The sequence below is a fragment of the Halomonas sp. KO116 genome (assembly GCF_000734975.2).
GTDB lineage: Bacteria > Pseudomonadota > Gammaproteobacteria > Pseudomonadales > Halomonadaceae > Vreelandella > Vreelandella glaciei.
This window is the reverse complement of the sequence record NZ_CP011052.1, coordinates 2,334,802-2,353,792: the sequence shown is the minus strand read 5'-3', so window position 1 is coordinate 2,353,792 and position 18,991 is coordinate 2,334,802. Positions and strand designations below refer to the sequence as shown.

General features: G+C 51.0%; 24 protein-coding genes. 14 read left to right on the top strand and 10 right to left on the bottom strand.

What is annotated here, in order from left to right:
• Positions 1-17 precede the first annotated feature (17 nt).
• The 6 genes from KO116_RS10950 to KO116_RS10925 all read right to left on the bottom strand — a co-directional run bounded on the left by KO116_RS10950 (position 18) and on the right by KO116_RS10925 (position 5,311).
• Complete coding sequence (locus tag KO116_RS10950) at positions 18-986, bottom strand: 3-hydroxyacyl-CoA dehydrogenase (RefSeq protein ID WP_235272366.1); 969 nt, start codon at positions 984-986, stop codon at positions 18-20.
• Positions 987-1,010: 24 nt separating this feature from the next.
• Entirely contained in the window at positions 1,011-1,784 is a 774-nt protein-coding gene (locus KO116_RS10945) for an SDR family oxidoreductase (RefSeq protein WP_035558113.1), read from the bottom strand.
• A 26-nt stretch (positions 1,785-1,810) separates the two neighbouring features.
• Positions 1,811-3,079: a TRAP transporter large permease gene (locus KO116_RS10940; RefSeq protein ID WP_035558110.1), complete on the bottom strand. Its 1,269-nt coding sequence runs from the start codon at positions 3,077-3,079 to the stop codon at positions 1,811-1,813.
• A 2-nt stretch (positions 3,080-3,081) separates the two neighbouring features.
• Positions 3,082-3,609, bottom strand: a complete 528-nt coding sequence (locus tag KO116_RS10935) for a TRAP transporter small permease (protein WP_035558107.1) — start codon at positions 3,607-3,609, stop codon at positions 3,082-3,084.
• A gap of 59 nt (positions 3,610-3,668) precedes the next feature.
• The gene (locus KO116_RS10930) at positions 3,669-4,667 is read right to left on the bottom strand and encodes a DctP family TRAP transporter solute-binding subunit (RefSeq protein ID WP_035558105.1); all 999 of its coding nucleotides are present in this window, start codon (positions 4,665-4,667) and stop codon (positions 3,669-3,671) included.
• A 461-nt stretch (positions 4,668-5,128) separates the two neighbouring features.
• On the bottom strand, positions 5,129-5,311 hold the full coding sequence (locus tag KO116_RS10925) for a hypothetical protein (RefSeq protein ID WP_045812118.1): 183 nt from the start codon (positions 5,309-5,311) through the stop codon (positions 5,129-5,131).
• Between the two features lie 96 nt (positions 5,312-5,407).
• Here KO116_RS10925 and KO116_RS10920 point away from each other — a divergent pair, with 96 nt between their 5' ends.
• The 5 genes from KO116_RS10920 (at position 5,408) to KO116_RS10910 (ending at position 7,846) form a co-directional block, all read left to right on the top strand.
• Positions 5,408-5,890, top strand: coding sequence for a hypothetical protein (locus KO116_RS10920; RefSeq protein ID WP_052703757.1), 483 nt, complete (start codon positions 5,408-5,410; stop codon positions 5,888-5,890).
• A gap of 89 nt (positions 5,891-5,979) precedes the next feature.
• Entirely contained in the window at positions 5,980-6,150 is a 171-nt protein-coding gene (locus KO116_RS25310; RefSeq protein WP_158414211.1) for a hypothetical protein, read from the top strand.
• Between the two features lie 33 nt (positions 6,151-6,183).
• Positions 6,184-6,510, top strand: a complete 327-nt coding sequence (locus KO116_RS10915) for a hypothetical protein (RefSeq protein ID WP_144408583.1) — start codon at positions 6,184-6,186, stop codon at positions 6,508-6,510.
• Positions 6,507-6,650 (top strand): hypothetical protein, encoded by a 144-nt coding sequence (locus KO116_RS25305; RefSeq protein ID WP_158414210.1) that lies wholly within the window; start codon positions 6,507-6,509, stop codon positions 6,648-6,650. The genes KO116_RS10915 and KO116_RS25305 overlap by 4 nt, the downstream gene beginning before the upstream one ends.
• 134 nt (positions 6,651-6,784) lie before the next feature.
• Positions 6,785-7,846: a potassium channel family protein gene (locus tag KO116_RS10910; RefSeq protein WP_035558097.1), complete on the top strand. Its 1,062-nt coding sequence runs from the start codon at positions 6,785-6,787 to the stop codon at positions 7,844-7,846.
• 38 nt (positions 7,847-7,884) lie between these two features.
• On the opposite strand, the gene KO116_RS10905 is transcribed toward KO116_RS10910, so the two are convergent.
• The 3 genes from KO116_RS10905 to KO116_RS24655 form a co-directional block, all read right to left on the bottom strand.
• On the bottom strand, positions 7,885-8,352 hold the full coding sequence (locus KO116_RS10905; protein WP_035558094.1) for a flavodoxin family protein: 468 nt from the start codon (positions 8,350-8,352) through the stop codon (positions 7,885-7,887).
• 167 nt (positions 8,353-8,519) lie between these two features.
• Positions 8,520-9,653 carry an endonuclease/exonuclease/phosphatase family protein gene (locus tag KO116_RS10900; protein ID WP_035558091.1) on the bottom strand — a complete coding sequence of 378 codons (1,134 nt, stop codon included), beginning with the start codon at positions 9,651-9,653 and terminating at the stop codon, positions 8,520-8,522.
• 182 nt (positions 9,654-9,835) lie between these two features.
• Positions 9,836-10,168 carry a hypothetical protein gene (locus tag KO116_RS24655; RefSeq protein ID WP_235272363.1) on the bottom strand — a complete coding sequence of 111 codons (333 nt, stop codon included), beginning with the start codon at positions 10,166-10,168 and terminating at the stop codon, positions 9,836-9,838.
• A 122-nt stretch (positions 10,169-10,290) separates the two neighbouring features.
• On the opposite strand from KO116_RS24655, the gene KO116_RS10895 reads away from it, so the two are divergent.
• The 5 genes from KO116_RS10895 to KO116_RS10875 are packed head-to-tail and all read left to right on the top strand — an operon-like array spanning position 10,291 to position 15,648.
• Positions 10,291-10,938, top strand: a complete 648-nt coding sequence (locus tag KO116_RS10895) for a peroxiredoxin (RefSeq protein WP_035558088.1) — start codon at positions 10,291-10,293, stop codon at positions 10,936-10,938.
• A 50-nt stretch (positions 10,939-10,988) separates the two neighbouring features.
• Entirely contained in the window at positions 10,989-11,897 is a 909-nt protein-coding gene (locus KO116_RS10890; protein WP_035558085.1) for an MBL fold metallo-hydrolase, read from the top strand.
• A 45-nt stretch (positions 11,898-11,942) separates the two neighbouring features.
• Complete coding sequence (locus KO116_RS10885) at positions 11,943-12,371, top strand: TIGR01244 family sulfur transferase (protein WP_035558083.1); 429 nt, start codon at positions 11,943-11,945, stop codon at positions 12,369-12,371.
• Positions 12,372-12,424: 53 nt separating this feature from the next.
• Complete coding sequence (locus tag KO116_RS10880; protein WP_035558080.1) at positions 12,425-14,206, top strand: SulP family inorganic anion transporter; 1,782 nt, start codon at positions 12,425-12,427, stop codon at positions 14,204-14,206.
• Positions 14,182-15,648, top strand: a complete 1,467-nt coding sequence (locus tag KO116_RS10875; RefSeq protein WP_035558077.1) for a dihydrolipoyl dehydrogenase — start codon at positions 14,182-14,184, stop codon at positions 15,646-15,648. The genes KO116_RS10880 and KO116_RS10875 overlap by 25 nt, the downstream gene beginning before the upstream one ends.
• Before the next feature lie 105 nt (positions 15,649-15,753).
• Here the strand turns inward: KO116_RS10875 and KO116_RS10870 are convergent, their stop codons facing one another.
• Positions 15,754-16,365, bottom strand: a complete 612-nt coding sequence (locus KO116_RS10870; RefSeq protein ID WP_035558073.1) for a LysE family translocator — start codon at positions 16,363-16,365, stop codon at positions 15,754-15,756.
• 142 nt (positions 16,366-16,507) lie between these two features.
• On the opposite strand from KO116_RS10870, the gene KO116_RS10865 reads away from it, so the two are divergent.
• The 4 genes from KO116_RS10865 to KO116_RS10850 all read left to right on the top strand — a co-directional run bounded on the left by KO116_RS10865 (position 16,508) and on the right by KO116_RS10850 (position 18,803).
• On the top strand, positions 16,508-16,993 hold the full coding sequence (locus tag KO116_RS10865; protein ID WP_035558070.1) for an Lrp/AsnC family transcriptional regulator: 486 nt from the start codon (positions 16,508-16,510) through the stop codon (positions 16,991-16,993).
• Positions 16,994-17,435: 442 nt separating this feature from the next.
• A complete protein-coding gene (locus tag KO116_RS10860) occupies positions 17,436-18,026 on the top strand; it encodes a rhodanese-like domain-containing protein (RefSeq protein ID WP_035558067.1) in 591 nt (196 codons plus the stop codon).
• A gap of 70 nt (positions 18,027-18,096) precedes the next feature.
• Entirely contained in the window at positions 18,097-18,585 is a 489-nt protein-coding gene (locus KO116_RS10855; RefSeq protein ID WP_045812258.1) for a hypothetical protein, read from the top strand.
• 29 nt (positions 18,586-18,614) lie between these two features.
• Positions 18,615-18,803 (top strand): YgaP family membrane protein, encoded by a 189-nt coding sequence (locus KO116_RS10850; RefSeq protein ID WP_035558063.1) that lies wholly within the window; start codon positions 18,615-18,617, stop codon positions 18,801-18,803.
• The last annotated feature ends 188 nt before the right edge of the window (positions 18,804-18,991 follow it).

The window sequence follows — 18,991 nt, the reverse complement described above, 5'->3', positions numbered from 1 at the left end:
GTAATAGTTTAAGCGTCTTATTCAGGCATTGAGCGTTGATGGGCCATCAGCGCCATCAATCTGCGATCGCGCCACTCATGACGAGCGGACAGTTCAGCACTGGGCAGTAAGTCACGGCGCTCTTTATCCAGGGCCTGCAACGTTGCTTCATCCCAGGGGTTCTCTCTGCCCCGCTGTTGGTCTACCTGATGATACAAAGGACCATAACGATTGGCGTAATCCACGACGCCCGCCGGTGCGTTGAGGTCAATGGTTTCAAATGGCCCCATAAACGACCAACGCAGCCCAAGCCCGTATTTCACGGTTTTATCGAGGTCTTCTGCGGAAACGTATCCATCACGGAACAAGCGCAGGGCTTCATTGAGCAAGGCGCCCTGCAACCGATTGAGTACAAACCCCTCAATTTCTTTACGCACCAAAATGGGTGCCTGCTGGGCGGCTTCCATTAGCGCTAATGTAGTATTGGTCGCAACGTCTGAGGTTTGCGGCGTGGGCACTACTTCCACCAATGGAATTAGATAAGGCGGGTTAACGGGGTGCGCAACCAGGCACCGCTCGGGATGACGCAAATGATCGCTAAATAGCGAAGCGGCAATGCCAGAGGTAGAGCTGGCCAAAATAGTGTCGTCTGCGACTACCGATTCAAGCTCACCATAGATGGCTCTTTTGTCCTCGACATTTTCAGGGCCACACTCTTGCACATATCCCACTCCCTGCATGGCGCTAGCAAGGTCGCCATCAAAGCGGATGTGCGTCATCACTTGCTCCACGCCATCGACTAAACCTGCTTGCTGTAAACCGACAAGCGATTGCCGAACAGCCGCGCCAGCATTTTCAAGTGCTGCGGCATTAACGTCATATACACTCACCGTAAAACCAGCCCTGGCAAACACAATCGCCCAGGCGCGACCAATTAAACCAGCGCCGACTATGCCAATCGTCATTGCGGTTGGGTGAACCGGCGAGCTTTCAGTTACTGATTGCATGAATATTGCACCTCTTCTTTGTATTTATAGTGTTTCAACATTGCCACACACGCTTAGTGCCTGACCGGAGATATTGGAGCCACCAGGAGCAGATAAAAATAGCGCCATCGCGGCAACGTCCGTGGGTTCTACCATTTTGCGCATAGAAACCTTGGCTAGATTCTCTTTCTCCATCGCCTCATAGCTGATTCCCCGCTTGGCAGCGCGATCTTTAATCACATTCTCAATCCGCGGGCCGCGAACAATACCGGGCAGTATGGCGTTTACACGAACACCATCTGGGCCCAGCTCGCACGCCAAGCTCTTGGTGAGACCGACGACCGCCCATTTACTCGCCGCATAAGGCGTACGATAAGCAAACCCCAATCGCCCGGCGACAGAGGCAAGGTTGATCATTAATCCCTGGCTTTCACGTAGCAGTGCGGCTGAGCGATGAGCAACCCGATACTGGCCGTTCAGGTTGATATCAATGGTACGAACCCACTCCTCTTCACTGATCTCCTCAATGCCCGCGGTCGGCCCCGCTATTCCAGCATTGTTAACCACCACATCAAGCCCGCCCAACTGCTTTACATCATCAAATAGACGGGTGATCTCGGCCTCTTTGCTAACATCCGCTAGCGTATACGTAATGCCCTCCGGTAAGGCACTCAGTGCTGCTTCGTCCACATCGCATACATGCACCGTTGCGCCTGCCTCTTTGAAGGCCTGGGCGATCACTAAGCCAATGCCATTTGCGCCTGCGGTAACCAGTACCTTTAATCCTTGACGCGGTATTAAGCTTTCAATGACTGACATGTTTATTCTCCTTTTTATTAGGGGTATCAAAGTGACGGTAGCCACGTGGATAGCGCAGGTATCAAGCTGATAATTAAGACGTTGACAAGTACGATGGCGACGAACGATAAGATGGCACTCGTTAAGCGGGCGACACCGATATTGGAAATCTGCGAGGCTACAAAAAGATTTAGGCCAACGGGAGGCGTAAACATCCCCATCGCCAGATTCACCACCATGATGATGCCGAAATGAACCGGGTCGAAGCCAAAGCTAATCGCTATCGGCAATAATATCGGTACGAAAATAAGAATGGCGGCAGCGGCTTCAATGAACATACCCACAAACAGCAGCAGCGCATTGGCCATAATGATAAATGCTAAAGGGCTACCGATGGTTGAAAGCACAAAGTCCGATACCATGGTTGGCACTCTCAGGCTCTGCAGAATTCTTCCATACAGTCCAGCTGCCGCAATAATGCTTAACACCACGGCCGTGGTAACCGCTGATTCTTGCAAAATGCGCATTAAATCCCGCAGTTTAATTTCGCGATAAACCACGAAACCAATGATAAATGAGTAGGCAACGGCAATCACGGCCGCTTCGGTTGGGGTGGTGATCCCGCCGTAAATGCCTCCCAAAATGATGACCGGCATGAGAACTGCCAGCAACGCTTTACGGGCCGCTAACAGCATCTCTTTAGGCGTGCTTTTCTGGTTGCCCCCGATGCCGTTTTTACGGGCAAAAATGTAGGCAAATATCAGCAGCGATATGGTGACTAATATGCCAGGCAGGATACCGGCAATAAACATATCGCCCACCGATACGTTTGCGGCAATCGCATAAAGAATTAGTGGAATGCTGGGCGGAATAATAACGCCAAGAGCCCCTGCCGCTGCCTGATTTGAAGCCGCATAGCTGCCTGGATAGCCTTTCGCCATCATTGCTGGGATCAAGATGGAACCTATGGCGGCGGTTGTCGCGGCGCCTGAACCGGAAATGGCCGCAAAGAATAGCGAGGTAACGATAGCCACCATAGCCAACCCGCCGGTCATCCCACCCACCAGGGTATTAGAGAAATTAACCAAGCGTTCAGAAATGCCGCCGTACTGCATTAACGATCCCGCCAGAATAAAAAACGGAATCGCCATTAAGGGAAAGGAGTTCACCGAACCAATCAATTGCTGGGTCACAATCAGCATAGGCATTAAATCGCCATGCCATACCGTCACGGCTGATGCCAACCCTAAAGAGAAAGCAATAGGAACCCCAACCAGAAAAAAGCCTAATAGCAGGAGGAACAGCATGATGGCCATGATTAGTTAACCTCCGGCGGCTGGATGTCTGCCCGTTTGAGGTGCTCTTTACCCACCACTTCATCGATTAAAAGTGCCACGCTATTAACGAGAATAACGATACCGCCTAGCGGGACAGCCATATAAGGCCACATCATTGATACGCGAGTGCTGGGTGCCGTCTGGCTGGCCACGCGGCCGACAAGGTCGAACCCATATATCACGATAATCAGTGCAAATAGCGCCGAACAAAGCACTACTAACACTCTTAGTACACTGGAGAAACGAGGTCCTGAATACTCAAGTAGAATATCGACAGAGATAAGTGCGCCTTTGCGATAAGCGAAACCCGCCCCAATAAAGGTCAACCAAATCATCGCGAAACGCGCTATTTCATCAGAAAAAAATAGCGGTTTTCCGACGACAAACCGAGCGAAAACTTGCCAGAAAATCAGTACGGTCATGGTCAGCAACAAGAACGCCAAGCCCCAACCCACTACACGATTAAACTGATCAATCACTCTGTTGATCAGTAACAGAGAAGACTTCATAGCTGCCTCACCATTAGCGAAAGAGCGCGGGAGACATTTCTCCCGCGTATTTCCAGGGATCAGTAATCGAAATTAATAGCAGCCTCAACGAGGTCTTCACCCACTGTCGGTGACCACTGTTCAATCACAGGACGGACAGCCTCACGGAAAGGCTCAAGGTCGGGATGAGTAACTGTCATACCTAGCTCTTCGAGTTGCACGAGGTAGCGCTGTTCAAGCTCCTGGCTAGCCTCACGCTGAAAAGGCAACGCAATTTGTGCGGCTTCCAGAATAACCGCCTGGTCTTCTTCACTAAACGAATTGAACAGATCCAACCCCATCATCAACGGTGCCGGTGAGTAAACATGCTGAGTCAGGTTCAAGTAGTCCTGCACTTCATAAAAATTTACATCGTAGATGGTCGGTAACGGATTCTCCTGGCTATCCATGACCCCTTGCTGCAGAGCGGTATACACCTCGGTCCAGGCCATCGGAGTAGCATTGGCGCCCAACGCTTCCCAGGTGTCCACCTGCACACGGCTTTCTTGGGTGCGGTGATTGATACCCTGCAAACCTTCTGGGCTGTTAAGTGCACGCATTGAATTGGTGTTGTGGCGGAAGCCATTTTCCATCCATGCTAAGAACTTAACGTTCATTTGCTCTTCAGCAAGCTGTGCAAGCGTTTCGCCATGCTCACTGTCCAGGAAAGCATAGGCATGGTCATGGTTTTCAAAAATATAAGGCAAATCAAACAGCATGAACTGATCGACAAAGCCGCCCATTGGACCAGTAGAAGTAATGCCGGCATCAATAATGCCGAATCCCATTCCCTCTACGACTTCACGCTCGGCCCCTAAGGCATTGTTATAATGCGGTTCAATACTCAACCGCCCTTCTGAAAGGCGTTCTAACTCTTCGCCAAACTTCAATACGCCAACGCCCTGCTGAGAATCAGGGCCAAGGGGCAAGCTAACATCAATAACTCGCTCGGCTTGTGCAGCGGCGCTGGTGGCCATTGCTAGCGCAACCGCACCCGCTAATACAGAGATTGTTCGCGGAGTAAGCTGGATGTGATTCATTCGTTAAGCTCCTTTTGTCATTATTTTTGTTGCCGATACAACGCCACGCTCTTGGGAATCAAAGCCTGGCTACGTTCAACCTCCCTAGTTCTAGATGAAAAAGACTACGTATTCAACACGGTAATTCCTTTGCTTTTGATAACCAATATAACCATTTGAAATAAATAGGATATACTTTAGTATCATATTATGAATACGTAGTCTTTTAATTTCCAAAATATTCGCTTTGAAGGGCCGGATATTCATGCTTAGCGCCTTAATTCATGGCCCAGTAGCACTGGAAACGATTAGGGGAATTTTTGGTGTCTATCTTATCGTCTAGAAAGGAGCAGATTGCTTTGCATCTAGAGATAGACACTCAAAAAATAAAGCGCAACCATGCGAGAGCTTAGAATTCCTCATTGCGTTGCCAAGCTAGGAGCCTTACTAGGGAGACAAAATTTTAATAAGCAATGAAAGGGTCACTCCTTAACAGAAACATCCCGCAAATCTTCAACTGTGACTCCATCTGGTAAATCAGACTCCTCCGCAGGTATCCAAACAGGTGATAAGTCACTATCTTCCCTGCCGTCTTCATGCTTATGACCGGGAATGCGGTATACAACCTGACGGTGGTGATGATCCCATGCGAATATACGATCCATGCTCATTTTCCTAGTGGTAAGGTGTTTGAGTAAGACATAGCCATACGCCATGATGTTCCGCTGGTAAATTCATCCATGGAACGGGAGATATTAGCAATGAACGTTACTAACGCTTGTTTAGCCAGCGCGGTGGCTGCCTTAACGCTAGCGGCCTGTTCCCAAGAAAGGGATAGCAACAACCCTGAAAGACAAGACTCCCGCAGCAGTTCGGCTCAAGAACACCGACTAACGCCTCTTTCACAAGACGATATGAGCAATGCTGAGCTAGTGGGTGAGCTAAGCTGTGCTTTTACTTCTGATAATGAATCCGTCTTACTGATTGCCATGGGTGTGGTTGCTTCAACATCACCTGCTGAAGGGCTCATCAAGCTAAACAATGAGCTTTACCATGTCGGTGCACCTGGAGGCTTTGATGGCATGCTGCGAGGCACCACCTTTGAAGGTGATGGCGGCGCTGTTGAAGTTTCCATTACTGGCGAACCACAAGGCAGCGGTGAATCTCCCCCCTCTCCAGCAGAATTAATGGTCGTCGGGTCAGATCAATCGGCTATCAAAGGCCAGTGGACCTGCGGCCCCTAGACTAAAATTGCCATCCGTCGATCATCGACACGCTCATTAACGATGATGTTCAATGACGTAAGGATTATTTTGCTGACAAGGAGTTATCAATGAAAACGTTTATTCTTTTCTGCCTTTTGGCCTTTATGCTTGTAGGTTGTAGCTCAGGCCCAACCTCTTCCAGAACGGCAGACTGCCGACAACTTGCTGAAGAAGCTGGCGACACCATGGTTTATGGCGACTGCATACGCGGAACCCAAGTAAATAAGGCTGGCTTTTAATTACTGTTTTTGACATTAATGACAGGTGATCGTTTGAAAGAACCTCATGATGGTAAAGACCCGCAAGAGGCTCTACGTGCTAGGCTCAACAAAAGCTTACAGGAACGCAGGGCCTCAGCAGTACGCAGGAGAATAGGCGCCCGAGCAACCCGGCAGCAGTTCCTGGAAGCGACTCGCAACGTGGGCGTGATCGTAGTGGCCACTTGCTTCACGGCGGGCTGGGTAGTCACCAATCCCAGCTTAAATACCGATAATGTTTGGATGGGCGTGGGACTGGGTATACTCTTGATCTTTGTCGGGTCGTTCGGCTATGGTTATGTGGAGCGGGATAAAACCTCAGATGAGGAAAGTAAGCTATGAATGAACTTATTCTTGCCAGTATGTTGATGAGCCTTGCGGTAGTATCAGGCGGTATGGTCTGGAGTCAGTACCGCGAGCACCACGGTAAAAAATCACTTACCGAGAGCGCATTTTCCTGGATTGCCAAGCGCTTCGCTTAAGAGCTACAGCTTATAAATAACAAAGGGTCGCTACTTGCGACCCTTTTTGTTTATTCCATAGACGCTTAAACACTCAATTCTCGACTTCCGCGCCAAACAAAGAACATGCGCACTTATTACTCTAAGAGACCCAAATGCCTGTAATCCAGCGACTGCTTCGCGTCCTCAAAGCATCAACTCTTCAAATCTCATGGACATTTCTTCTGCTAGTAGTCCTCGCACACATGGGCACTACCTGGGCGTTTTTTTCCATGGTCGGCGAAACAATGGCCGACTCCATTACCGATTGGGTTTACTTTTATGTGGTGGTTGCCAGCACTGTCGGTTTCGGTGATTTCAGCCCCGAAACAGTGGCTGGCAAATGGATCACCACGCTCTATCTCATTCCAGGCGGCATTTCGCTGTTTGCAGCGTTGATTGGTAAAGCCACTGTCACACTTTCAGTTTTTTGGAGACTGCAAATGCAAGGAAAAGGCGATTTTAGCCACCTAACCGGCCATACCCTCGTTATCGGCTGGCACGGCGAAACCACAGAACGTATTTTGGATATTCTCAAAGCCGACAAAAGCCTACCTGACGAGATAGTGCTTTGTGTGACCAAAGAGATGAGCAATCCACGCCCAGCCGATCTGAAGTTTATTAAAGGCGAGAGTTTTTCCAATGCTGATCTTCTCAAGCGGGCGGGGGTTGAGAACGCTAGCCGTATTATTATTTATGACACAAGCGATGATCGGGTGGCCACTGTCGCACTGAGTGCCTACAGCCTAAAAGGAAAAGGTGCCCATATTGTCGCCCACTGCGCAAATCCTGACACCGCAGCGATGCTACGTCGCACCTTACCCGGTATCGAATGCACCCAGGCGCTGGCACTTGAAATGCTGGTACGCTCCGCTTCAGATGCCGGTATTTCGCGAGTGGTTAATGAGCTACTTGCCGTCGATCGCGGCGCTACGCAGTATCAAACGAAGATAAGTAAACCGCCTACTGGTGCCACTTTTGGCGACCTTTTTATACAGGCGAAAAAGATCTGCAACGCCACCGTTTTAGGGCTCGCTAGCGGCCAGGACGATAGCGAAGGCAACATGCTCAACCCTGCCACGGACCGTCCATTACAAGATGGCGATATCGTCTACTACATGGCCAATACACGGCTTTCGGAACAACAAATGGTAGGCTTGCTCAGCGAGTCCCGCTAAAGCAATTCCCCCTTCGCTCCGCCTAACGCACGCAGGTGTCAGTTATCTTGATTAGGGTATGGGGCTTGCTTCAGTAGCGTTGCGAGATGAACACAGTTACGAGTAAGTCCCGCTGTTGCGGTTTGAACGACCTCTGGCGTCTGCTTCAAATCTTTGAAATCGGTTGACTGCATTGCTTCGCCTACCCAGTAGGTAGAAGCATTCGCTGGAATCGTGAAACCGACATCGTTCAAGCCCTGGAACAGTTCGGCGATAATATGATGCGCGCCATCTTCATTCCCCACCGCCACGACGCCCGCAACACAACCGTATGAGACAAGCCGCCCCTGGTCATCTGTCTCATCCAGAAAAGCATCAAGCCGCTCTAGAACGCGCTGGCAAACACTGGAGTGATGCCCTAACCAAACCGGGCTGCCCAAGATGAATATATCGGCGTCTAGGATTCGCTGACGAAGTTGAGGCCAATCATCCCCCTCTATCTTCTTAATGAAAAGATCGTGCTTCATGCTGGCTAAAACAAAAACCAATGTCACTGATGCCTGCGCATGCTTCAATCAAGCGAATTTAAATAAACCTATCTGTAAGTAGAGAGTTATCTACACTATAGCTAAATACTAGGGAGCCTATGATTAACACTATGCCAGATCAAGCAGTTAGCTTAACCATAGCTGCCCTACTCTGAAGCACCCGCGTCATGCTCGGCGGCGTCTTCTTCTCCTTCTTCAACCATTTCCTGGGCCTCTTCCTCTTCTTCTTCTGACGCTTCGGGCTTTTCCTGGTCTTTACGCCCAACGGCAAGTGTCGTAACGATGCCGAAGTGGTCGGAGCCAATCACTTTGACACGTTCAAGCTCAACCAGATGAAGCCCGTCAGAGACGAACAGATGGTCGATTGGGTAGCGCCAAAACGGGTACGCCGAATGGTAAGTACTCAGCAATCGTCGGCCACGACGGGGGTCTTTTAGATCGCTCAAATCGGCAAACAGCCGCGTGGTATGCGACCAGCCCACATCGTTAAAATCGCCGGTGACGATCCAGCGATTATCCGGGTCTTCTTGCACATGCTCGGCTATCAGCATAAGTTCCGCATCGCGTTCGCGGCTGTCCCGTCTTGCCTCGGCATCCTCGCTCTTGATATCTTCTTCAAGGCCGGGGGGTACAGGATGAGCGCCAACAAACCGCACGGCACCCATGCCTGGCACATCAAGGGTGGCGAAAACCGACGGTCTGCGCTCAGAAACTAAGTGTTCCACCTTCTCCTCCAAAAACGGATAACGCGACCAAAGCACCAGTCCCTGGCCTTCATCACGCACCTCTCCCACCCGATAATCGTAATAGTCGTCCAGCGGTGCCAGCCCTTCTTCCCACGCGCTATCAACTTCAATCAACAGTAAGAGATCGGGGTCCTCACGCCGCACCATCTCTATCAATTCGGAGTAATGATCGTTTTTGAAAGTAATATTGGCGGTCAGCACTTTTAACGCTGTCCGGTCGTCATCGGACCGCATTTCCGCCGACGGAACCTCGGTGGGCCAAACGGGGGTAAAGGGCAAGATGTGGTAAAGGTGCCACCCAGCAATGGCCAGGATAACGGCTACCCAGGCGGCATGCTCTTTTCGTGGGCGCTTGAGCCACGCATGGATAGCTAACAGAAGAAGCGGAAACACCAACGCGGCGGTTAACTGCAAACGAGGAAAATCCCACAGCCTGACCCACCACTCACCACTGGGTAACAAAGGTAGAAGACATACCACCACCATTAAAAGAACCAGCACTCGGCTGGCCCACAAAAGAAGCTTTAAAAACATGAAACCTCTCAAACGCAGCAACGGCGGCCGTTAATCTCGCATAAATGTAGCCTAATGCGTAGTAATTAATAAGAAAAATCGTGAATTCCGCAACCGGGGTGATGATCACTAATCTGAATTGGTTTGGTAAGCTAATCGTCTTAGCGAATCGCTTCAAAGCCGAGTTTATGTCAAGCAGGCAGCTATCGACTGCGGAGAGATTGGCCAACCCGCGTCTCAAGTATTGTTTCTCTCAGCATTGTTGGCCATAGCCGTGCACATAGGAAGGCCGCCTTTCGCCCTAAGCAATAAGAGAGCACGCTCGCCAGTAGCTCCGCATTGCGGACTGGTCGCGTTAGATCGGTGTAGGCCAAGCGCTGATACATATTGGAATCGCCACCCGAGGCGTAAACGCGGGCTGCAAGGGATGCCGTGTGCAGGGCAATCGCAATGCCATACCAGCAAACGACGGGATAACCGCTGCTTGGGCGGGAGCAGGCTTGGCTGCGAGTCACCGGGGGAGCGGAAATAACCATAAGGAACACCGGAAACTGCCAAGGGCTCCCTATCAACTCCATAATGCCATACTATTATCTATTGATAACAAAATGATCTATCTTTATTCCTGAAAGAAAAATTCACTTCTCAGGAATTCGACATGTCTAACGAAACCTTCCAACCCGTAATGCCACAAATTAATCGTCCAGCACCGGCTTTTACCGCGAAAACCACTCATGGTGAAAAGTCACTCACTGACTATTTAGGTAAATGGCTGGTTTTATTCGCCCACCCGTCGGACTTTACCCCAGTGTGCACCACGGAATTTTCGGCATTTGCGAATTACGCAGAACAGTTCAAAGAGGTCAACACGGAGCTGCTGGGCCTTTCCATCGATAGCATTCACTCGCACATCGCATGGACACGCAGCATTAAAGATAACTTCGGCGTTGAAATTACCTTCCCGATTATTGCTGATCTCAACATGAAAGTGGCAAATGCCTACGGAATGATTCAGCCAGGTGCCAGCGACACCGCTGCGGTTCGCGCTACTTTTGTGATTGACCCAGAGGGTGTGCTGCGTGCCATGTTGTACTACCCGATGACTAACGGTCGCTCGGTGGAAGAAGTGCTTCGCCTGGTTAAGTCCTTACAAACAAGCGATGAGCATGGGGTGGCGACACCAGAAGCCTGGTTGCCCGGCCAGCCGGTCATCGTCCCACCACCCCACACCTCGCAAGATGCGGAAGCTCGTAAATCAGCAGGCTATGAATACACCGACTGGTACTTCTGTAAAAAGGCCCTTTAATGCTGGAAGCTCCTTATCCTGATATACCTCACATCTTAGGAGGACTACGTATGAATACTTTTAAGCTTTCAAAGCACACGGGAACAGGCACGCCCGATGTCGCCGGTTTTTTTGACCCACGTACCTTTAGCATCCAGTACGTGGTGAGCGACCCCGCCACCAAGCAGTGTGCGATTATCGACCCCGTATTGGATTTTGACGAAAAGTCCGGCGCGACCGCGACCCATTGCGCCGATGAACTGCTAGCCTATATCGAAAAAGAGGGACTGTCGGTAGTGTGGATTCTCGATACCCACCCCCACGCCGACCACTTCTCTGCGGCACACTATTTAAAAGAAAAGACAGGTGCTCCCACGGCTATTGGGCAGCATGTCACCAAAGTGCAGACGCTTTGGAAGGAGATCTATCACTGGCCAGAAATGCCTACCGATGGCCGCCAGTGGGACACACTGTTTAGTGAAGGCGCCACCTTTAACATCGGTGAACTGAATGCTCGCGTACTTTACTCGCCCGGCCATACGCTGGCCTCGATTACCTATGTGATTGGCGATACGGCCTTTGTGCACGACACTCTATTCCAGCCAGACTTTGGTACCGCACGGGCAGATTTCCCCGGTGGGGATGCCAAGGTATTGTGGCACTCCATTCAGCAGATTCTATCGCTGCCCGCTAACACACGGCTGTTTACCGGCCACGACTATATGCCCGATGACCGCGAGCCCCAGTGGGAAAGTACGGTCGCTGAGCAGCGTGAACATAACCCGCATTTAGTCAACATGAGTGAAACGGATTACATCTCTCTACGCCACAAGCGCGATAGTGAATTGCCCATGCCCAAACTGATTTTGCACGCTCTACAGGTCAACACGCGTGGTGGAAGACTGCCGGAGCCGGAAGCTAATGGTAAGCGCTACCTAAAAATTCCGCTGGATGCCCTGGAAGGCGCCGCTTGGGATTAATAAACCATTAATGTTCAGAACCTCTACGATAGAAGGAGCATGACCATGCAAACGCAGCCTTTAGAAACCGATGTCGAGATTACCTCGGCGCTCACGGTAGAAGAGCTTGAGCAAGTAAAAGCAAAAGGCTTCAAGACGGTTATTTGTAACTGCAAGCCTGGAGAAAGCGCTGAGTTTCCGGGTGAAGAGGCCTACCGTCGAAAAGCCACAGAGATTGGCCTTCAGTGGGCGCACATTCCGGTTACTCCCGGTGACTACAGCCAAGCGGATATTGCCGCCTTTGCTGAGGCGCTAAAGCAACTTCCCCGGCCTATTTTGGCTTTCTGCCGCACCGGTAAGCGGGCTACTCATCTATGGGCCTACGCTAAGCGTCAAGCGGAGCAGTGCGATCTGGCTGAGCTATTTACCGCTGCAAAAGCAGCAGGCTTCGATTTGGAAGAGCATCGGCGAGGGCTCGAAGATCAACCAACCTAACCGTGCGACGACATTAGTCGTGATGACACTATATCAGCAGGCGAGTACGTCACATGAGCATTGAGCGTTGGGTGCCACTGTTCGGCTGGCTACGCAGCTATAACCGGAAGCTGCTCTCTCGGGATGCTCTAGCCGCGATAATTGTGACGCTAATGCTGGTGCCGCAGGCGCTGGCCTACGCTCTTTTGGCGGGGCTACCGCCGGAAATGGGCCTCTATGCCAGCATGCTGCCACTGGTTCTGTATGCCATTTTTGGTACCAGCGCTAGCTTAGCGGTGGGGCCTGTCGCCGTAGCGGCACTAATGACCGCTTCAGCGCTGAGTAATTTTGCTTCCCCTGGTAGCCCGGAATACATTGGGGCAGCGTTGGTGTTGGCGGCGCTTTCAGGTCTGATATTGATCGCCATGGGTGTGCTGCGGCTAGGCTTTTTAGTTAATTTCTTGAGCCATCCGGTAATTTCGGGATTTATAACGGCTTCGGGCATACTCATTGCGATTAGCCAGCTTCGACATATCCTCGGCGTAGAAGCCTCTGGCCATAACATCATTGACCTTATGGGGGCGCTACTGAGCCAGTGGCAGCAGGTCAATATAACGACACTGCTGATCGGACTAGGAGTGTGGAGCTTTCTGCTGGTGTGCCGCAAGCGGTTAAATACGTGGCTGACGGCTATCGGTGTTTCTGCCAGCATTGCCGGGCTCATCGTGAAAGCCGCTCCGATCTCAGCGGTGATTGCCACCACATTGCTGGCCTGGGGGCTAAACCTAGAGCAGCGTGGGGTAGCACTAGTTGGTGCGGTACCCAGCGGTCTACCTGCCCTTGCACTGCCCAACCTGGAACAATCGCTGTGGCTTAGCTTATTACCCGCAGCACTGCTGATTAGCCTGGTGGGCTTTGTGGAATCGGTATCGGTGGCGCAAACACTGGCTGCCAAGCGCCGCCAGCGTATAGATCCTAATCAAGAGTTAATTGCACTAGGCATGGCTAATCTGGGCGCTGGTATCAGCGGCGGTTCGCCGGTGTCTGGCGGGTTTTCCCGCTCGGTAGTCAACTTTGAAGCAGGCGCGGCAACACCGCTGGCCGGAGCATTCACGGCGCTGGGCATTATGCTTTCCACACTACTGCTAACCGACCTACTGGCATTCTTACCCACAGCGACCCTGGCAGCTACCATTATTGTGGCGGTCGGCACGCTAATTGACCTACCGGCGGTGAAACGTACTTGGCAATACTCCCGTAGCGATGGCTTGGCCATGGTGGCCACCCTACTGCTCACTCTGCTGCACAGCGTGGAGCTAGGCATTATAAGCGGCGTAGTGCTCTCGCTTGGGCTGCATCTATACCGTACCAGCCAGCCCCACAGCGCGGTGATTGGCCGCGTGCCGGGCACCGAGCACTTTCGTAACGTCAAGCGCCATCAGGTCGAAACCGATGAGAACGTTGCGATGCTGCGCATCGATGAAAGCCTATACTTCGCCAATGCCCGTTATTTGGAAGACACCGTCATGGCCTTGGCCGCCCGCTCACCCTCGCTTAAGCATATTGTGCTGACTTGCCAAGCAGTTAACGTGATTGATGCGTCTGCGCTCGAAAGCTTAGAGGCGATCAACGCGCGACTAAACGATTCAGGCGCCAAGCTGCACCTAGCGGAAGTAAAAGGGCCAGTGATGGATCGGTTACAACACACTGACTTCTGCCGCGAGCTAACCGGACAGGTGTTTTTTACGACTTTTGATGCTTGGCAGGCACTGGCCCATCCCGCCGAAGCCAACTCACCACTCTTGCCAACACAACGAGAGGAGACAACGTCATGCAACAGCGACACGCCAAGATAGCCATTATTGGTGCAGGTAGCGCCGGCCTTAGCGCGTGGCACGCCGCACGCAAGCATACCGATGAGGTAGTACTGATAGAAGCGGGCACCTATGGCACGACCTGCGCCCGCGTGGGTTGCATGCCCTCTAAGCTACTCATCGCCGCTGCCAATGCAGCACACAACGCGCGCAAAGCGGAGATGTTTGGTATCACTGTCAAACAGGTAGTGATCAAAGGCGAAGCTGTGATGGCAAGAGTCAAACATGAGCGCGATCGCTTCGTCAGTAATGTAATGAAATCGATGAAAACGATTCCTGAATCCAACCTACTGCGTGGCCACGCGCGTTTTATAGATCCACATACATTGGTCATAGATGAGCATACCCGGCTCACCGCTGAGGCCATCATCATTGCCACGGGTTCGCGGCCCACATGGCCAAAACTGCTGGAAGGCGCTGGCAATCGGTTAATCATTAATGATGACGTATTCAACTGGGAAACGTTGCCTGCATCAGTCGCTGTGATCGGCCCTGGCGTTATTGGCATGGAGCTTGGTCAAGCGCTTAGCCGATTAGGTGTGAAAACTCGCACGTTTGGCGTGGGGGGTGCGATTGGGCCTTTTCAATCTGAAAAACTCCGGCAACTGGCGGACGAGACATTCAATCGCGAGCTGTATCTGGATGCTGATGCCAATCTCGACAAGATTGAACAGACCGATAACGCCGTTGCCATTACGTTTTTCGAACGTGACCGGGGGCAAAAACTCACCGAAACATTCGAGTATGTCCTTGCCGCAACAGGGCGTCGGCCCAACGTGGATCAGCTAGCCATCGAGCAGGCCGGACTCAAGCTGAATAAACACGGCGTACCTGAATTTAATCGCTTTACTTTGCAATGCCTAAGTACACAAAACACACCCAGCCATATTTTTATCGCAGGTGATGCAAATCAGTCGGTACCGCTACTGCACGAAGCCATCACAGAAGGCAAAATCGCAGGTCGAAATGCCGCTCATTTGGATGATGTGCAAGTGGGTCAGCGTAACGTCCCCCTGGCGATTGTATTTACCGAACCCCAGATGGCAATTGTGGGTGAGAGTCGCGCTACGTTAGACACTCGTTATGGCGGCTGTGGCTGCATCGCTGAAGGCGGAGTTTCCTTTGCTGATCAAGGCCGTGCACTGGTCATGGGGGAAAATAAAGGTTATTTCGAGCTATATGCGGAGCACGGCAGCGGACAGTTTTTAGGCGCGGAGCTATTCGGACCCCAGGTTGAGCACATAGCCCATTTGCTTGCCTGGGCACTGGAGCAAAAGCTAACCGTCAGCCAGATGCTCGCTATGCCCTTTTACCATCCGGTACTTGAAGAGGGTTTAAGGTCAGGGTTGCGCGATTTACAGGCAAATCTTCAACAAGGGCCTGCCATTACTGAGCACTGTATGGAGTGTGGCCCAGGCGATTAAGGAAATGACTAAAATAACTAACCTCCCTCCCTAATCAGCCTCATTCCTCTAGGCGGCCAAGTCCTGCGTCTGCTTGCGGGGCTTTATTACACTAGGATAGCAATTTTAAGCGGCTAACCGCAGCGCAAAGCCAATAAGCAGCGTTCCAAACACCCATCGCTGAAATATTTGCCGTTTGTGCTGGCTGGCAAACCAGCGTTGCATCTGCGCTCCCAGGCAAGCATATAGCACATCATATAGCAGCCCCACCCCCACTAGCACCGCTCCCAGTAAAGTGAACTGAAGTGCGACGGCGCCTTGCTGGGTATGTATAAATTGGGGCAGTAACACCGAACAAAAAAGCAGCGATTTCGGGTTCAGCAAATTAGTTAGAAGCCCTCGACGCCAAGCTAGATAATAGCTGCCATTGAGTGATGCTTGGTGATGATTACTATCAGCGCTATGCCGACTACGGATAAGTTGCACACCTACCCAAACCAAGTAAGCTGCGCCCAAGTAACGAACCACATCAAATAGCCACGGGGCGGCGGTAAATAGCGCCGCTAGACCCAACCCTGCTAATGCCACATGCAGCCCTCGGGCGATGCCTAGCCCTAGCGCTGTGGCTAGCCCATGACCACGCCCCTGAGAGCTACTGGTATGCAACACAAGTAACATATCGGGACCAGGAATTAGGTAAACAATGGCTAATGCACTAATAAAAAGACCAATTTCCATCGCTGCTTCCTTAAGACCACAAATAGTGTCTTCGCAAGCGCTATGGTACCTTTAAAGGGGTGAGCGTTTTCTTGCCATTTTGACTTTAAAAATGATATTTATTGGTATTTTGTGTCAATTGTTAATAGGAAAATGCTTACTCATGCCAATTGGCCAGTTAGACGCTATCGACCGCCGCATTCTTGCATTGCTCCAAGGTGATGCCCGTTTAACGAATGTGGAACTCGCGGAGAAAGTAAACTTGTCGCCATCTCCCTGTTTACGCCGAGTGCGACGCTTGGAAGCTAGCGGTATTATTCGTGGTTACCATGCTGAGCTTGATCGGCGAGGTGTCGGACTTGAGCTAACGGTGTTTGTGGGTATCAAGGTTGAACGTCACCATGAAGAGCAGGCTAATGCCTTCCGTGAGGCAGTAGTCAAACTGCCAGAAGTCGTTACTGCGCACTTAGTCTCTGGGGAGTCTGATTTTTTACTGCAGGTAGTGGTGCCTAGCTTGGCGGCTTATGAGGCGTTTCTAACGGGTACACTGCTTCGCCTACCCGGGGTGAGTGATATTCGCAGTAACTTTGCTATCCAGCCGGTGAAAGAGTACGGCACCTTACCATTAGCTAACAACAATAAGACCTAGTTGTGAAACTTGTTGATAGTGGCGCGCTCGTTTGATGCAATTTAACGCTAAACCCACGAATACCCATATGAAAAAGGTGATTAGCCAAAGCCTGGCTATTCCTCGTCACCAGTAGCCGCATAAAGTCAGCCTACAGCGGCGCTTGATTTGGGTACTGTGCGCCAGTAACGCCTTAAGATATCCGAGTTGTCATCCTGTTTTAAGTTTTCTCCTTCTGAATCCACCAAGGCTAACTGTTTCCTCTGGGGCCTAGACAATGGAGCAATGCTTGTCGTTGTCGTTGAGAAAAAAGACTCCCTCATCGTTACGTCATTTCACGACCTCGAAAAATCATATGGGCTTGATATGGATCAAGCTGCGGCCATATGCCTCGTGTTTTTAAGCGAGAAGAGGTCTATCCTCAAACAATAAGACTTAAGTTATTACGTTAGAGGAAATAGTTATGAAAAGTTCTTTAATGCCAATGGCTACCGTCATCGGAATCACGATGGCCTTAGGAGCCACACCCTCTATTGCAGACGAAGTCGAGGCCTACCGGGAAACAACGTTAGGTCTCTATGTCACGGCCATTGAGGCTCATGACCTCATGCAAGATAACGATCGTGCTGTACTTATCGACGTACGCGACCCCATTGAGATCAAGTTTACTGGCTTCGCCGAGCCCACCGATATCCATGTGCCCTGGGTGATAGCCGAGCGCGATAATTTCGATGAAGAAGCGAAGACTTGGCCAGTAGTCAAAAACGCTGACTTCGAAGAGCAAGTAAGAGCCAAAATAGAAGCGCTGGGCGTAAACAAAGAAGATCCAATCATTGTCATGTGTCGCTCCGGTGCCACCCGCAGTGCCCCCGCTGCCGATGTGATAGCCGAGATGGGATACAGCGAAGTCTATTCCATGACCGACGGTTTCGAGGGTGAAAAGCTCAAGGAGGGTAATTCCCAGGGCGTAAGAGCGCAGGATGGCTGGCGCAATTCGGGTCTTCCGTGGAGCTATGACATCAACCCTGATGTGGCATGGCGCCCTGCCCATTAACAGTCCGATATATGGGTCACTGCTTGAGCAGCAGGGCCAAGATACTGATCAAAACCAACGAGGTGACCCCATGACTATTACACATAAGACCAGCAATACGATCTTGACACTGGCAGTTGCTACTGCTGCTATCGGTTTCTCTAGTTTCTCAATGTCTGACAGCCATGGCAGAAACGGAACTGAAGATCAGGCCTTAGTTATCCTTACTAGCGACTCACTGCAGACCCAAGGCATGGCCATGATTCTATCCAACGCCATGCAGCAGCAAGGCACTCACCTGCATATACTGCTTTGTGATGCTGCTGGTGATTTGGCCGTCGGGGGATACACAAGTGCGGAAGCTATCAACACGCCACCGAGCAACCCGGCAGGCCAAGTCAAGCCGGAAGGCATGCTTAATATGCTTTTAGATAATGGCGCCACCGTGGATGTGTGTGCCATTTACCTGCCCAACAGCGAAAACGAAGAAGACGACCTTCTTGAAGGCGTGGGTGTGGCGGCACCTGGCCACATAGCGGAAATGATGCGCGATCCGTCCATTCCTGTTTACAGTTTTTGAGCACTCAAACTTAAATTAAGGAGTTAATTATGAGTCGCAACGTCGGTGGTATCGATAAAATCTTACGCATCCTGATAGGGATTGCACTGATCGTACTGGCCCTAACAGGCACTATCGGGGTGTGGGGCTGGATCGGCGTATTGCCGCTAGCCACCGGGCTATTTAACTTCTGCCCAGCTTATAAATTAATAGGCTTCACTACCTGCAAAACTAAATAGTGTCTATTAAGCAAACAAGACCATAGAAATAGCGCTTGCCATGTTTATTAGCGCAAGCGCTATTTTATATATGTGCGCTAAAAATTACCCGTGTCGCCATTCAATTGTTTAATGCTAAATGAAACTCCGTATACAGAACAAACACTTAGCCATTTAACATTAAGGGAGCATTAAGAGATATACCCTAA